Raw genomic sequence first — 15,572 nt, 5'->3', positions numbered from 1 at the left:
GCATAGTTTTCCTGTTTTTGTGTTATTTTGTCTTTTTACGTTTGAAGATTTGCCGTCGCATCTCCGTAATTATTATTATTCCGAAGACGATTGAGAATGTGAGTTTTACGGCCTCGAATCCGCTTGCGAGAGCAGCGGTAAGGTGGTCGCTCACTATGTTGTAACTTGTCCAGAAAATGCCGGCTCCCGGTACGAGCGGAAATATTCCGCAGATGAGGAAAACGATGACTGGGCAGCCCAGCCTGAAGGCATAGAAATAGGCTGATATAACCACCGTCATAGTGGCAAACAGAGCCGATTCTACCGTGCTTGTGCTGGCATATCTTAGCATAGCCAGATAGACAATCCAGCCGGCTGTTCCACATACGGCGCACGGAACGTAATATTTGCGTGGAACGCCATACAGAACGCCGAATGCTGCCGTGCCTACGAATGCCGATAGAATCTGTATTGGCCACGTTGCCGTGATTGGGTCAATAAGAGTGCCTTTAAGTTGAATCATATAGCCTTCTATATGGCTGTCAATCAAGAAGGTGATACACACTCCGACTGCGATGCAGAGAAAAACCATCAACGCGTCGAGCATTCGCGTTGCGCCGGCAATGTAGTCTTCGGCTCCGAGGTCGCGAATTCCATTAGTGAAGGCAACTCCCGGAATCAGCGGAATTATTGCTCCGATAAGGATGTTGTCGAGGTGTCCGATTCCGAAGTTATAGCACACTATGCTGAAAATCGTGACCAAGATGCCACCAACAATGTTGCCCGTGACTTTAGAGAAGCACGGCATACTTACATATAGCACGAAAATCCACAGAAGCACTCCCGACACGAGCGAAAGAGCACAATCTGCCAGTCCGCCGCCAAATATGGCGCAGAAAGCTGCCGAACCGAGTGCCGAACCCAAAAGTTGCTCCCATACGGGGTGGGGCGGAATGCCCTTTATCTGTTTGAGTTTTTCGTAGGCTTCCTCGATTGTGTACATTCCGGCTTCAATGTCTCTCGACATTTGGTTTATCTCGATAACCTTGTCGAGTTGCGAACCGTGAATCGGTATGAATTCAACATTGGCATAGCCTTTTCCGGTGGTGAAAATTCCGTTGCTGAGCACAAAGAATTTTCGTGAATCTGCACCGAAACTCGATGCAATCCTTTCCATAATCTCCTCAACACGCGAAATCTCAGCTCCGTTCTCAAGCATTATATGACCAGCCATACTGGCTATGTCTAATGCGTTCAAGTCCATTTTACGTTATAATAAAAAGTGTTGTTAAGCGTCGAAGAATTGCAGACCATTGTTGTCGGTTGGTCGCTCAACTCCCGGATATACGCAGCAGAATTCGTTTTTCAGTCGCTGAACGTATCTCTTTGCTTCCCATTTTGCCATCGGAAGGTCGTGCATCAGATAGTTTCCGCAGGTTGCAGCTGTTGTTCCCGGAACGGCGTTCTGATTGTCGTCGTAGTCGGCTACATACTGAAACGCTTCAATCATCAGACTGCGAATCTGCTCGCAAGGATAATTGCCTTTCAGAATGAGATAGTTTCCGGTAAGGCATCCCATTGGTCCCCAGTATATTACGTTATCCTTCCACTCGTCGTTGTTGCGCAGATATGTTGCAACGATGTGCTCGATGGTGTGAATGGCAGCAGGTGCGAGAGCCGGTTCTTGGTTCGGACCGGTCATTCGGATATCGTATGTAGTGATGAATTCGTCTCCTACTGAATCTTGTCTTGAGATGTAGATTCCCGGGCGCAAGTTGGTGTGATCAACCGCAAAACTTGGTATTGTCTCCATTATTTCAATAAAATTTTGTTTAAATATGCGTTTCTTTTACAAATATTTGTGCAAAAGTAAAAAAAATATTTGTTTTGCTGCAACGTTACCATATAGTTGTTGCGTCTAATGCACAGAAAACATTAAAAAATACATAACATGAAAAATTTACTCGTTTATCTATTGTCTGTTTTAGTACTGGTAATGCTTCCTGCGGCACGAATGTTCGCATTTGCAAATGGCGGAGACAAGTCTACTGATTTTTTTTCGGGCGAGATTGACAGCCCGTATTTTTCAAGCAATGATTCTTCCGAGCCGTCGGGCAACAACCGCATAAGCCAGGTCAGAAATGTGGGCACGTTCAGCAGCGTCTGTCTTCTCGGAAGCATAAACATCGTTTACACGCAAGGTTCTCGGTACAGCGTTAAGGTTGTTGGCAAGAAAGATGCTGTTGCCTGCGTAAAGACTCAGGTAAAGAACGGCAAACTAAGCGTTTATATTGATAATGATGGCATAAAGTTCCCGTTTTTCAGCAAAGATGTTGATTTGAGCGGACTTGTTGTCTATGTCCAGTCGCCAACCGTAAAGGATTTTTCGGTTACAGGCAGCGGCGACCTCGATGTAAGAGACCAGTTGAAGGTTGACGAACTTAAAACATCGGTAAGTGGCAGCGGCGAGGTTAAGTTGCAGAAGGTTGTGGCAACGAAAATAAAGATGAGCGTAACGGGCAGCGGCACCATCTATGCAAACGATGTTAGAGCCAACGGTGCAGAAGTGTCTGTTACAGGTAGTGGTGATGTAAAATGCAAATATATTGCAAGTTACGATGTCTCAGTTTCTGTAACAGGTAGCGGCGATGTTGAACTTGCCGGAAAGGCTCGCAAATTTAGCAAGCGCGTAACAGGCAGTGGCGACATAAATGTTAGCAAACTGATGAAAATGTAAATCTCAGCCACGATTCTTATGTCTTTCGGCTAATTAGTATTATCTTTGTGGTCTGAAAAAACAAGATGATGCAATGAAAAAATACAGAAGAGTTCTTACCATCGCCGGAAGCGATTCTGGCGGTGGCGCTGGCATTCAGGCAGATATAAAGACAATTTCGGCGTGCGGATGCTATGCTGCATCGGCAATCACCGCCGTAACGGTGCAGAATACGCTCGGCGTAAAGGCTGTTCACGCCATTCCGGTAGAGGTTATAACCCAGCAGATTGAGGCGGTTATAGAGGACATCGGCGTAGATGCCGTAAAGATTGGAATGTTACATTCTGCCGAGGTTGCCGATGCCGTTGTCCAAGTTTTGCAGAAGTATGGCGTGCAGAATATCGTTCTCGACCCCGTGATGGTTTCTACTTCGGGACATAGGCTGATTGAGGAGAATGCCATTGAGAGCCTCGTTTCGGGCTTGATGCCGATGAGTCGCGTTATTACGCCGAATATTCCAGAGGCTGAGATTCTGCTTGGCGGAGCGAAACTCGACAGACAATCGGATTTGAAGGATGCCGCTCGTGTCCTTGCCGAAAGATGTGGCACATCAGTACTTCTGAAAGCCGGACACTTGACTGAGGATAGACTTGTCGACATCTTCTGTAATGCCGAGGAAGGCGAGGTCGTTGAGCTGCCTTCGGTTCGCATCGAGACGCGAAACACTCACGGAACGGGCTGCACAATGTCGTCGGCATTTGCAAGTATGTTGGCAAAGGGCTGTTCGCTTACCGAGTCGGCAAAATTGGCGAAAGACTACATCAACTCTGCCATCATTGCCGGGGCTGATTATGAGATTGGTCACGGTTTCGGCCCGGTAAACCATTTTTATAAATTTAATATGTAATCTTGCTGATTGTGAGATGGATAAGAACATAAGTCTGGAATATTGTTGCAAAGAAATGTTCCAGACTTATGTTATATCATAAAGATTAAACTATGTGGAAAAAACGTAAGATGTCTTTGCTGTTGTGATGTCACGTTTTTGTTCATGAATACACTTCACATTTTCGAGGATGCAAAAGATCAGCAACAAGCACATTCAGTTCTGACGAAATATCGAATTCGGCAGTAAACGACCATTGAGAGAACAGTAAATTCTTCTGAATTCTCCAACATAAAATGTGATTGTTTTACGGAAAAATAGTATTTTTGCATCGTCTTAGAAGGAGTCGCCGAGATAGTCTTGCAGCCCTCAAACAGACTGTAAGGTTATTTTTATGAACTGGATTTTTTTATTTGTTGCTGGACTGTGCGAAGTAGGATTTACCTATTGCATAGGTCGTGCAAAGGCCGTAGCAGGTTTTGAATTTTGGGCATGGTGGGGCGGATTCCTTTTGTTCACGGTTCTCAGTATGATTTTGCTTGCGTGTGCCACGCGGACGATTCCTATTGGTACGGCTTATGTTGTATGGACTGGCATTGGCGCTGCTGGCACGGTGCTTGTCGGCATTTTCGTATTTGGTGAGCCTGTCACATTTTGGCGATTATTCTTCATTGCAACGCTCGTAGCATCGGTTATCGGACTAAAAATACTATCATAAAATATGGAAAATTTCAGAGAAATGAGGCGTAAACGCCAGCAACTTTCAGACGAGGAAAGTATTAGAATTTTGAAAACGGCAACCGCAGGAACATTGGCGTTGCTGGGCGATGAGGATTATCCCTATGCCGTCCCGATAAGTTTTGTTTATAACGACGGACGGCTGTATTTCCATAGTGCTTTGAGTGGACATAAGATTGATGCAATACGCAAGCACGACAAGGCTTCTTTTTGTGTTGTCGAGAAAGACGAGGTTCGCCCCGAAAAGTACACAACTTTCTTCCGAAGCGTGATTGCTTTCGGACGGATACATATCGTTGAAGATGAGGCAGAAAAGATGGAAATAATAAGACTTCTCGGCAAACACTATAATCCAAATGATGAGGAGGGCTTGGCGAAGGAGATTGAGAGCGGATTTTCTCGCATGCTTGCAATCAGATTCGACATCGAGCACCTGACAGGAAAAGAGGCGGTTGAGTTGATGAAGGCAAGGAAACAATAAAAAATAGAGGTCGTTTTTCCCAGTCAGTAATTCGACCTCTATTTTTTTGTACTTTTGTGTTGTTTTCGCGATTTCTTGTCTATCTTTGCGCTCAACGAATATAACGCAAGAATACTATGAGAAGAACAAATTTCTGTTCCATATTTGCTTTTCTGCTTTGCGGAATAATATTCTTCGCTTCGTGCGCTGAACATGGTGGCGTGACGGCGCAACGCGAGATTATTCCGCAGCAGCCCGACTATGCCGACGCGTCGCAGTGGTACATGACTAACCGTGGGGGAGAAGCCGATATTTTTTACATAATTTCCACCGAGACGGGCGACTATTCTCTGTCGATGAACGAAATCTGCCATTATGCCGATACGTACGCTGACAGCCTTCGTGCACCGATGCTAAGTGAGATGAAGGGCGTGGACGATTTGCTGGACGGGAAATTTAATTTCTACTCGCCATACTATCGACAATGCTCGCTCCAGTCGTTCGTGAACGATAGTCTTACGGCGGCGCGACTGCCGTTGGCTACCGACGATGTGCGCAAGGCGTTCGACTATTATCTGAGACACGAAAATAAAGGTCGTCCGTTCATTCTTGCCGGATTCAGTCAAGGTGCTATGATTGCTCTCGAACTGATGCGCCAGATGGACGATTCTGTTAGCAATAGGATGATTGCCGCCTACATAATCGGGGCGAGCATACCGCAGAAGATGCTCGACGAGTGCAATCAAATACGTCCTGCACAGCGAGCCGACGATGTTGGTGTAACTATCTGTTACAATTCGGTGCGCGATGCTTCGTGCGCCATCTTTCCGCGTAGTACTGTCTGCATCAATCCTGTGAACTGGCGAACCGATGCCACTCCAGCTAATCTTGTTACTGAGCCGTCGCCTTTCATCCCTCTGAATCAGCAAAAGAAAGATAATCTTACGGTTACGCTCGATACGGTTTCGAATCTTCTGCTTGTCGATGGTTTCTCGGCAACCGACTATGTTCTGCCGCTCATTGGCAAGGAGGGCAACTACCACTCGCGCGAAATCTGGCTTTATCGCGACCAACTGCGCGAGAATATGCAGGTTCGGGCAGCGCGATGGCTAAACAAATGAATTAAATGAAAGCGTTCTGCTATGACGGCAGAACGCTTTCTTCTCATCTTTACAGATGCTATCTTCGATGTATTTGTGTTGTCAGTGCTTTAAGTCTTCGAGAAGTTGGTCGATAGCCTTGGCAGGGTCTTGAAGTTGGTCGAACAGCGTCACGAAGCGGCTGCCGATGATTGCGCCGGCGGCATTTTTCTGCGCACTCTCGAGAGTCTGTTTGTTGCTAATGCCGAAGCCAATCATTCGCGGATTTTTCAGGCTCATGGCATTAACCTTGTTGAAGTAAGCCTGCTTTGACGCGTCGAACTCCTTCTGCGCGCCCGTTGTGGCTGCTGACGAAACCATGTAGATGAATCCGTTTGTGTTTTCATCGATGAAGCGGATTCGGTCGTCGCTCGTTTCCGGAGTTATCAGCATGATGGTGCGAACGTCGTTCTTGTCGGCAATCGGCTTTACTGTTTCCTGATAGTCCTTGAACGGAAGGTCGGGGATTATCACGCCGTCGATGCCGATTGTGGCGCAGTCGGCAAAGAATTTCTCCAGTCCGTACTGATAGATTGGGTTGAGATAGCCCATCAGCACGAGCGGGATGTTAACGCTCTTACGAATGTCATTCAGTTGGCCGAACAGCAGACGGAGCGACATTCCGTTGCGCAGAGCCTTTGTTGCAGCATCCTGAATAACAGGACCGTCTGCCATTGGGTCGCTGAAAGGGATTCCGATTTCAATCATGTCGATGCCCTTTTTCTCCAACTGTTCTATCGTGTTAACCGTTCCGTCGAGTGTAGGATGTCCTGCACAGAAGTAGATTGAAAGAATGTTCTCCTTCTTGCTACTGAAAAGTTGATTTATCCTGTTCATAATTTTTAAGATTTTCTTGTCTTGTTAAAGTGATTCGAAGAATGAGCGGAGCAATTCGACGTCTTTTAATGCCGGTTCGACCTCGAATTTGCTGTTTACGTCGATTCCTGCCCATTTGTTATGACTGAATGCTTTCAGAGCCTCCACGCTACCGATGCCTATTCCGCCGCTGAGTATGAACGGCGTGTTGCCCTTGTAACTCTCGAGCAGCGACCAGTCGAACATCTTGCCGCTTCCTCCTGCGTTTGGGGTGGGAGTGTCGAACAGAAAGTAGTCGCACGCACCTTCATATTCGTTGGTTTTTGCAACATCTTCAGCAGTTTTGAAACTGAAAGCCTTCATTACCGTTGTGCCGAGTCTTTTCTTCACCATATTGCAGAATTCGGGCGATTCATTTCCGTGCAACTGAATGATATTCAGCCCGAAATCTTTCTGCTTCTGCTCGATGAAATCGATGTCGGCATCGACAAATACGCCCACGCGCTTGCATTTCTCGGGCAGATAGTCGGGTTTATGTGCAACGTTTCGTTTTGTCTTCTCCCAAAAGATGAAGCCCATCCAGTCAATGCCCAAAGCCTCAACGTCGCGAATGTTCTGAGCCTCGCGCATTCCGCATACCTTACGAATCATGGCTTATCTTATTTTTGAGATGAACTCGGCAAGTGCCGCGCCCGGATTTTCTGTCTTCATGAAATTCTCGCCGATGAGGAAGCCTCTGAATCCTGCCTGTCTCAGTTCGTTCACCGTGTCGGGATTCGAAATTCCGCTTTCCGACACGCGGAGCATGTCTTTTGGCAGAAGTTCGGATAGTCTGAACGAGTTCTGCACGTCGGTGTGGAATGTGCCGAGGTTGCGGTTGTTCACTCCAACCATGTCGATGCAGTCGCCAACATATTCCAGTTCGCTTTCGCTGTGTATCTCGAGTAGCGTTTCGAGTTGAAGTTCGTGCGCCGTGTGTGCCAGATTCCTACATTCGTCCTTTGTAAGGTCGGCGGCGATGAGCAGAACTGCGTCGGCTCCGATTATCTTAGCCTGATAAAGCTGATATTCGTCTATGATGAAATCCTTGCGCAGAATAGGCGTTTCGACCAGTTTGCGCGCTGTTTTCAGAAACGCCATACTGCCTCCGAAGTAATTCTCGTCGGTTAGGATTGAGAGTGCCGCCGCGCCGTTTTCTGAGTATGATGGCGGAATGATTTCGGGCTTGCCGTCTTCCTTAATCCAGCCTTTCGACGGCGATTTGCGCTTGAACTCGGCAATGATTCCGCTTTTCGATTCTTCGAGCGAGCCTCGCATCGAGCGTATCGGACTGCCGTCTTCAGCCATCAGTTTACCTGCCATCTCAACAATGGTGTCGAACGGCACGGCTTCTTTCTGTTTGGCAACTTCGATGCGCTTGTATGCACATATTTCGCTTAGGATATCTTTCATAATCAAGAGTTTATCTCAATGAATTTCTTCAATGTGGCAAGAGCCTTTCCGCTTTCGAGCGATTCGCGCGCTATTGCGATTGTTTCTTCCATCGACAGATTCTTCTCCATGATGCTTATTCCACATGCAGCGTTTGCAATCACTACGTTTTTCTGGCTCTCTGTGGCTGTTCCGTCGAGCACGGCATCGAAAATCTTCATTGCCTCTTCTGCCGTTTCGCCGCCGTAGATTTCGCTCTGCTCAACGTAGTTCAGACCAAGTTCCTTTGGAGTATAAACCTTTTCGAAGTTGTTTGTACAGATTTTGAATCCGCTTGTGAGCGAAATCTCGTCGTAGCCATCGTAACTTGTAATAACTCCGTAGTTGTCGCCAATTTTCTGGTGAATGTTGGTGTAGAGTCGCATCTGGCTCTGGTTTGCCGTTCCGTGAAGCGAATTCTTTGGATGACAAGGATTTACCAACGGACCGAGCAGGTTGAAGCATGTCGGCACGCCGAGAGCCTTTCTTGTAGGACCAACGAACTTCATTCCGTAGGCAAAGAGTGGCGCGTGGAAGTAGCAGATGCCGGACTCTTCGATGCTTCGGCGCAATTTGCTCTCGTCATCGGTGAATTTTACTCCGTGTCCTTGCAGAACGTTGCTTGCGCCGCTAACCGACGATGAGCCGCCGTTTCCGTGCTTGCTTACTTTGTAGCCTGCACCGGCAATTACGAATGCCGAACAGGTTGAGATGTTGAAGGAGTTTTTTCCGTCGCCGCCTGTTCCAACGATGTCGAGCGTGTTCAAATCCTCAAAATTGATGTACTTTCCGGTTTCAAGAAGAGCCTGACGGAAGCCAAGTAGTTCGTCAACGCTTACGCCGCGTGTCTGCAAAGCCATCAGCAAGGCTGCAATCTGATGCTCGTTGTACTGTTCGCTGATGATGTTGAGCATTATGTTGTGGGTGTCTTCCTGCGACAGAATGTCACCCTCAATCAGTCTTAATAGATATTTTTTCATAATGTGTGTTGTGTTTTTAATGATTTAACCAGTTTTTCAAAATTGTCTTTCCGTCGGGAGTAAGAACACTCTCCGGGTGATACTGAATTCCGCGTATGTCGAACTGCTTGTGGCGGAGTGACATAATGTAACCTTCATCGCTCACCGAGGTTACTTCAAGACAGTCTGCCAGATTCTCCTTGTCTACCACCCAAGAGTGGTATCTGCCAACCTCGAATGTCTTAGGCAGATTCTCGAAGAGATAGTCGTCGGCAATCGTAGTAGATGGTGTTGCCACGCCGTGGAATACCGAACTGAGGTTTGTAAGGCTGCTGCCGAAACTTTCGCCTATAGCCTGATGTCCGAGGCACACGCCAAGGATTGGCTTTTTTCCGGCATAGGTCTTTATTACATCGAGCAGCAGACCAGCCTCGCTTGGGATTCCCGGTCCGGGCGAGAGTATTATCTTATCGAACGCCTCAAGTTGTTTCAGTTCGAACTTGTCGTTGCGGAAAACCGTTACTTCTGCGCCCAATTCCTTTACCAAGTGGCTCAGATTATATGTAAACGAGTCGTAATTATCTATTATTACAATTTTCATTGTGCCTATGGTTTGTAGTTGTTTTCTTATAGTTTCTCTGCCATTGCAATAGCCTTGCGTAGTGCTCCGAGTTTGTTGTTTACCTCCTGAAGTTCGTATTCAACGTCGCTCTTTGCAACTATGCCGCCGCCAGCCTGAAACCACAGTTCGTTGTTGCGGCTGACAAATGTGCGGATGGTTATTGCCTGGTTAAGGCTTCGGTTAAAGCCTATGAAACCGATGCAGCCGCCATATGCTCCGCGGTTATGAGGCTCGTACTCGCTTATAAGTTGCATTGCTCTTACCTTTGGCGCGCCGCTCAGAGTGCCGGCAGGGAAGGTGTCGATGAATGCCTGAATTGGGTCGGCATCATTGTCGAGTTCTCCGCAAACGCGGCTCACAAGATGGATGACGTGGCTGTAGAACTGCATGTCTTTGTAGAATTCAACATGAACGTTGTGACAGTTGCGGCTAAGGTCGTTTCGGGCAAGGTCTACAAGCATAACGTGCTCGGCATTCTCCTTAGGGTCTTTTTGCAGATATTCGGCATTCTTACGGTCCTGCTCGGCATCGCCTGTGCGCTTGGTTGTTCCGGCAATAGGGTCGATGTATGCCTTGTTACCCTCAATTCGACAATGGGTCTCGGGCGATGAACCGAAGATTCTGAATCCGCCAAAGTCGAAGTAGAAAAGGTAAGGGCTTGGGTTGATGCTTCGCAGGGCGCGATACAGTTTGAAGTCGTCGCCCTCGTATCTCTGTTTGAATCGGCGTGAAAGAACAATCTGGAATACATCGCCTCTCAGACAATGGGCAATACCCTTGCGGATATTCTCGCGATGCTCATCGTCGGTAAGAGTGCTCCAGAAGTCTCCCACAGGGCGGAAACCGTAGGCCTGATAAGGACGTTGAGTAATGTCGCGCTCCAGAACGTCGAGGTCATCCTCTTCGCCGTCGGCAAGCAACTCGATGATTGTCAGCTGGTTGTTGAAGTGGTCGAAAACAATGACATCCTTATATAGAATGTAAAGAAGGTCGGGTGCATCGTTCTTCTCAAGAGTCTCGTCCTTGACGTTGATATTCTCGAAATATCTTACGGCATTGAACGATGTGTAGCCATACAATCCGCAGTAGTTGCTGTTATCGCCTGTAATCTCGAAGGCATCGAGAAACTCGTTTATAACTTGAGCCGAACCGTAGTTCTCGTCAATTTTGTGCTCAGTCTGAGTTCCGTCGGGGAACTTTATTTTTCCCGTGCCGTGCTCTATGCTTACCTGTGCGATTGGGTGAAGTCCGATGAACGATTTGCTGTTCTCGCCTCCGTGGTAGTCCGAACTTTCCATCAGAACCGACTGTGGATAGGCGTCTCGAACCTTCAGATATGTTGATACCGGCGTGTTAAGGTCGCCGAGTATTGTTTTGCTGGCTGTGTGATATTTGTACATTGTGTGTTGTTGTTTAGTCGTTAATACCTTCGTCGTCTTTGTGAGCCAAGTAAGTTGCCAAATCCTTGTCGCCTCGTCCGCTCACGGTAAGCACCACCACGTCGTCGGGCTTGAAAATGTTCTTTACTTTTGGCAGCGCGCCAAGTGCGTGCGAACTTTCAAGAGCCGGAATGATTCCTTCGAGGCGTGTAAGTTCGAATGCTGCGCGCAGAGCCTCATCGTCGTTTACAGGAATTACCTTGGCGCGTCCCTTGTCTGCAAGATTGCAATGCAGCGGTCCTGTGCCCGGATAGTCGAGTCCGGCAGAGATTGAGTAAGGCTCAATGATTTGTCCGTCCTCAGTCTGCATCAGTTTTATGCGCGAGCCGTGCAAAATTCCAGGTGTTCCGATGGTTATTGATGCGGCTGTCTCCTTCGTGTCGATGCCCATTCCGCCGGCCTCCGACAGGATTATCTTTACTCGCTCGTCGTCGATGTAGTGGTATATTGTTCCGGCAGCGTTCGAGCCTCCGCCCACGCATGCCATCAGATAGTCTGGATAGTCGCGTCCTGTTTTCTCCTTAATCTGCCATTTTATCTCTTCTGAAATAACGCTCTGCAGGCGAGCCACCATGTCGGGATAAGGATGAGGGCCGACTGTTGAGCCGATTATGTAAAAAGTGTCGGAAGGGTGGCAGCACCAGTCGCGGATTGCCTCGTTAGTAGCGTCTTTCAGCGTCTTGTTTCCGCTCTGAACAGGGAACACCTCTGCGCCCAGCATCTTCATTCTTTCTACGTTAACATGCTGACGCTCAACATCGAGTGCGCCCATGTAAACGCGGCAAGGCATATTCATAAGCGCGCAAACGGTAGCGGTTGCCACGCCGTGCTGTCCGGCTCCTGTCTCGGCAATGATGCGGGTCTTGCCCATTTTCTTTGCCAGCAGAATCTGACCGATGGCATTGTTAATCTTGTGTGCTCCCGTGTGGTTCAGGTCTTCGCGCTTAAGATAGATGTGGCAGCCGTACTTGTTGCTCAGTCTGTTTGCGTAGTATAGTGGCGAAGGGCGGCCAACATAGTCTTTAAGCAATGAGTGGTACTCTTTCTTGAACTCTTCGCTCTCGATTATCGGCAGATAAGCCGCCTCGAGGTCTTTAACCGTCTTGTAGAGGATTTCGGGAATGTAGGCACCGCCAAACTCTCCGTAGAAACCATTCTCGTCAACCTGATATGTTTTCATATTCTATTTTGTTTTTTATTGTTGTTTTTACTATTGTCTCGGTTTGTCTTAAACAAGAAAGAAGGCTTGCCGCAAGTACGACAAGCCTTCTTTGTAATATCCTGAAAAACAGTTTACTTATATATACAAGGCTGTGACTCACGACCGTTTGAAGTCTGAGAGCGCCACCACCAATATGTATTAACTGTAAACTGCATGATTCTTTCTGTTGTAAATTGTTGTTTAATTCGATTGCAAAGTTACAGATTATCATCAAACCGCCAAACAAAAAAGCGATTTTTTTTGTTTGAGATGTATTTTTAGTTCATTTTGCTATATATACATTATATATTTAACTACGAATGTAGTTGACGATGCCAAAATGACGCCGATTACTTAAATTTTGTGTCTGTTTGTCTTTTGCGGAATTTGTGTGATGTATGGCTGATTTATCTGTTCAAACGCTTTCGGCTTTCAGAGTAAAATTCTGCATCTGCCGATGTTGCCTTCGTAGCCAAATGATGTTATTTTGAAATATAATTTAACATTTTTTCATGTTTTATTCTTGTTCATTATTAAGAAAAGCGTTATTTTCGCAGAAATATTTTATAACAATTAACTTTTAATTTATTATTTTCGTATGAAACAAGCTTGTGAAAACAGAGAGGCAGCGCGTGCTGCCTTGTCAAATCGATGGGCGACAGCTTCTATTTATTGTTTCCTGTTTGGGGTGATTATTTTTTTCTTGATCTTATTTTCTTTGTGTCTCCCATTAGCAGGATTAGTGTTGGTTCTTCCTGTACATATGGCTTTTGAGATATCTTTTCTTAAATGTTTGCGAAAGGATGAAAGAGCTTTTGAATTTGGTGATTTGTTCAATTATTATGGAAAATATTTTGGAGCAGCAGCTTTGAAGTTTGTTTATCTTCTATTGTGGTCTCTTTTGTTTGTTGTTCCCGCAATTGTAAAGTCATATTCTTATTCAATGACTTCGTATATTGTTCATGATAATCCGGGAATCGGTGCAGATGCTGCGATAGAGGCAAGTAAGAAGATGATGAGTGGACATAAGTTGGAGTTATTCTGGCTTTACCTTACGTTTATAGGATGGTGGTTTTTGGCATGGTTTACATGTGGTATAGGTTTTTATGTCTTGACATCTTATATTGAAACAGCTAAGGCTGATTTTTATCAGTCTCTCCTGAATGAGGGTAACATTACTTCTGAAATAGAACAGAAGCAGATTTAATTATTAGTAAATGAATATTTAAGCCAGCAAAACGTATAGTATTGCTGGCTTTTACAAAAATAAAGTTGTATGATTAAACCAGTTGAAGGATACAAGGCTTGTGCTTTGGCTGAACTAAGTGGAAAGTGGGGTAGTGCTATTTTGATGATGCTTGCATATCTTGTATTGCAACTCATTGTTGGTTTTGTCTTTGGCCTTATTATAACCGTGGTTTCTATTGGCGCTATGGCTGCCTATGGAGAAATTGGTGGAGGTGTGGTAAATATAGCAGAAAGAATAATTGCAAGTTTTATATATGTTCCTTTCGCCTTTGGAATCTCAATGTCGTTCATTGGTTTTGTGAGACATAAGAATTCCCTGCTAATAGAGAGAGCTTTTGCAGATGGCTATGATAGGATGGCAGTTGCAATTTTGAGAAATCTATATACGATTTTGTGGGCTTGTTTGCTTTTTGTTCCTGGAATAATCAAGGCATATTCGTATATTCTTACTCCTTATATTGTCTGGGAAAATCCAGGTATTAGCGCAAATTCTGCCATAGATATGAGTCGTTCTATGATGAAGGGACATAAATTTGAGATGTTCTTGGTTCACTTGCATATTTTATGGTGGTGGATTCTATTGATGCTTGTTGCAGGAATAGGTGTTTTTATCTGTTATGCTTCGATTTCTTCTGGATATAGTATTGTGTCTATTTTGCTATTATTATTGTTTTATGGACTCATTATGTTGGGGGTGGTAATAGGTGTATTTTATCTTATGCCAATTGTTGAGTGTGCCCAGGCTCTTTTCTATGAAGATCTTTTGGAGGAGAAAAAAGAATATTCAACAACAACTTCTGCATCTTCTTCAGAGATGAAGTTTTGACGTAAAGTAATGATATCAGTTTAATAACCAAATAATTGTCACGGCTTTATAGTTTCATAGAAAAAGAAATCTGTAAAGCCGTGATTTTATATCAGAAAATATGGAAAGACATCCGCAGTTTTATAAAGATATAGCCCTTTCAGCCATGAAAGGTAAGTGGAACAAGGCTGCATTGTTGGCTTTTGTGCTCTTTTTAAACATGGCATTAGTGTTCCTTGTTCCGATGCTGTATTTGGCATTTATGATCTTTCATTTAGTAACAGGAAAAACCGTTTTCTGATTGTTTTAGTCTTAATTTATAGAGAGTATGGCGTTTCTTTTTGCTGTGTTTTTCCTAATTCCTATAATGCTTGCGTTTGCCGGCTTCATATTTTCTTTATTTATCCTCGATTTTGGTATTGACGGTATTTCCCTCGACAATCTCAGAGGAAGGGATACAACGCTTAAAATAAGGAAGATTCGTTCTTATAGTATCTGCTGGGCTTCGTTTCTCCGATTCTTTTATCTTGCCTTGTGGGCTATGTTGTTTTTCTTTCCTGCGGTGGTCAAGTACTACTCTTATATCTTTGTTCCGTATATTGTAAGAGATAATCCGGGCATCGGAGCAGATGAAGCCATCAATTTAAGTTGTGCTATGATGAGCGGTCGCAAGATGGAATTGTTTTGCCTTCATCTTTTGTTTTTGAAATGGGCTGTCTTGGCAACCATTCCGCTTGGCATTGGATGGCTGTGGCTCTATCCGTACATACATACGCCAGTTCGGGATAAGAAAAGTCAAATAAAAGTTGGTAATCTCGCTATTTATTTGTATCTTTATAGTTGAAAACAAACAAGTTACAAAATATAATAGCAATGATTACCAGAGACAAAGTTACAGAAATTTTCTGTATTATCGACGAGTTTGACAAGAATTTGAACGAGGAATTGAAGAAAAACCTTCGTCTGCCATCCAAAGACGGCAGCGGAAAACGTCACAGAAACCGTAAGGGAAGACTCTCCGAAAGCGAGATTATGACCATCCTCGTATGCTATCATTTTGGCACATACAAGAACTTCAAGGAGTATTATCTCAG

The 15,572-nt window shown here is 45.3% G+C and carries 18 protein-coding genes and 1 pseudogene; 10 read left to right on the top strand and 9 right to left on the bottom strand.

Annotated elements, in window-relative coordinates:
- Positions 1-22 precede the first annotated feature (22 nt).
- Positions 23-1,213, bottom strand: coding sequence for a threonine/serine exporter family protein (locus T538_RS18625; RefSeq protein ID WP_197025771.1), 1,191 nt, complete (start codon positions 1,211-1,213; stop codon positions 23-25).
- A gap of 54 nt (positions 1,214-1,267) precedes the next feature.
- A complete protein-coding gene (locus T538_RS0109360; protein WP_034538973.1) occupies positions 1,268-1,792 on the bottom strand; it encodes an S-ribosylhomocysteine lyase in 525 nt (174 codons plus the stop codon).
- A 138-nt stretch (positions 1,793-1,930) separates the two neighbouring features.
- On the opposite strand from T538_RS0109360, the gene T538_RS0109355 reads away from it, so the two are divergent.
- From T538_RS0109355 to T538_RS0109335, 5 genes are all read left to right on the top strand, one after another.
- On the top strand, positions 1,931-2,716 hold the full coding sequence (locus tag T538_RS0109355; protein WP_081834932.1) for a GIN domain-containing protein: 786 nt from the start codon (positions 1,931-1,933) through the stop codon (positions 2,714-2,716).
- Positions 2,717-2,789: 73 nt separating this feature from the next.
- Positions 2,790-3,602 (top strand): bifunctional hydroxymethylpyrimidine kinase/phosphomethylpyrimidine kinase, encoded by an 813-nt coding sequence (gene thiD / locus T538_RS0109350; protein WP_031533505.1) that lies wholly within the window; start codon positions 2,790-2,792, stop codon positions 3,600-3,602.
- 373 nt (positions 3,603-3,975) lie between these two features.
- The gene (locus tag T538_RS0109345) at positions 3,976-4,299 is read left to right on the top strand and encodes a DMT family transporter (RefSeq protein ID WP_031533504.1); all 324 of its coding nucleotides are present in this window, start codon (positions 3,976-3,978) and stop codon (positions 4,297-4,299) included.
- A 3-nt stretch (positions 4,300-4,302) separates the two neighbouring features.
- Positions 4,303-4,800, top strand: a complete 498-nt coding sequence (locus tag T538_RS0109340) for a NimIJ family nitroimidazole resistance protein (RefSeq protein WP_031533503.1) — start codon at positions 4,303-4,305, stop codon at positions 4,798-4,800.
- A gap of 116 nt (positions 4,801-4,916) precedes the next feature.
- Complete coding sequence (locus T538_RS0109335) at positions 4,917-5,900, top strand: DUF3089 domain-containing protein (protein WP_051655998.1); 984 nt, start codon at positions 4,917-4,919, stop codon at positions 5,898-5,900.
- Positions 5,901-5,981: 81 nt separating this feature from the next.
- Here T538_RS0109335 and trpA read toward each other — a convergent pair whose 3' ends face one another.
- Genes trpA through trpB form a run of 7 tightly spaced genes read right to left on the bottom strand, consistent with a single transcriptional unit; the run spans position 5,982 to position 12,404 of the window.
- On the bottom strand, positions 5,982-6,755 hold the full coding sequence (trpA, locus tag T538_RS0109330; RefSeq protein ID WP_031533501.1) for a tryptophan synthase subunit alpha: 774 nt from the start codon (positions 6,753-6,755) through the stop codon (positions 5,982-5,984).
- A gap of 24 nt (positions 6,756-6,779) precedes the next feature.
- Positions 6,780-7,385 (bottom strand): phosphoribosylanthranilate isomerase, encoded by a 606-nt coding sequence (locus tag T538_RS0109325; protein WP_031533499.1) that lies wholly within the window; start codon positions 7,383-7,385, stop codon positions 6,780-6,782.
- 3 nt (positions 7,386-7,388) lie between these two features.
- Positions 7,389-8,186 (bottom strand): indole-3-glycerol phosphate synthase TrpC, encoded by a 798-nt coding sequence (trpC, locus tag T538_RS0109320; protein ID WP_031533498.1) that lies wholly within the window; start codon positions 8,184-8,186, stop codon positions 7,389-7,391.
- 2 nt (positions 8,187-8,188) lie between these two features.
- Positions 8,189-9,184, bottom strand: a complete 996-nt coding sequence (gene trpD, locus T538_RS0109315) for an anthranilate phosphoribosyltransferase (RefSeq protein WP_031533496.1) — start codon at positions 9,182-9,184, stop codon at positions 8,189-8,191.
- A gap of 16 nt (positions 9,185-9,200) precedes the next feature.
- Entirely contained in the window at positions 9,201-9,764 is a 564-nt protein-coding gene (locus T538_RS0109310; RefSeq protein WP_031533495.1) for an anthranilate synthase component II, read from the bottom strand.
- A 26-nt stretch (positions 9,765-9,790) separates the two neighbouring features.
- Entirely contained in the window at positions 9,791-11,185 is a 1,395-nt protein-coding gene (locus tag T538_RS0109305; RefSeq protein WP_031533494.1) for an anthranilate synthase component I family protein, read from the bottom strand.
- A 13-nt stretch (positions 11,186-11,198) separates the two neighbouring features.
- On the bottom strand, positions 11,199-12,404 hold the full coding sequence (trpB, locus tag T538_RS0109300; protein WP_031533493.1) for a tryptophan synthase subunit beta: 1,206 nt from the start codon (positions 12,402-12,404) through the stop codon (positions 11,199-11,201).
- A 619-nt stretch (positions 12,405-13,023) separates the two neighbouring features.
- On the opposite strand from trpB, the gene T538_RS0109290 reads away from it, so the two are divergent.
- From T538_RS0109290 to T538_RS0109270, 5 genes and pseudogenes are all read left to right on the top strand, one after another.
- Entirely contained in the window at positions 13,024-13,632 is a 609-nt protein-coding gene (locus T538_RS0109290) for a DUF975 family protein (RefSeq protein ID WP_031541076.1), read from the top strand.
- A 69-nt stretch (positions 13,633-13,701) separates the two neighbouring features.
- Positions 13,702-14,499, top strand: a complete 798-nt coding sequence (locus T538_RS17740; protein WP_031533489.1) for a DUF975 family protein — start codon at positions 13,702-13,704, stop codon at positions 14,497-14,499.
- Positions 14,500-14,599: 100 nt separating this feature from the next.
- Positions 14,600-14,779, top strand: a complete 180-nt coding sequence (locus T538_RS0109280) for a hypothetical protein (protein ID WP_031533487.1) — start codon at positions 14,600-14,602, stop codon at positions 14,777-14,779.
- A gap of 27 nt (positions 14,780-14,806) precedes the next feature.
- Complete coding sequence (locus T538_RS17735) at positions 14,807-15,322, top strand: DUF975 family protein (protein ID WP_081834931.1); 516 nt, start codon at positions 14,807-14,809, stop codon at positions 15,320-15,322.
- Positions 15,323-15,351: 29 nt separating this feature from the next.
- A pseudogene (locus T538_RS0109270) lies at positions 15,352-15,572 on the top strand (IS982 family transposase); the annotation flags it as partial.

Source organism: Bacteroides sp. Ga6A2, assembly GCF_000702225.1.
In the GTDB taxonomy this organism is placed as follows: Bacteria; Bacteroidota; Bacteroidia; order Bacteroidales; family Bacteroidaceae; genus Ga6A1.
The sequence above is the reverse complement of the archived record's forward strand: the minus strand, read 5'-3'. Positions and strand labels throughout refer to the sequence as shown.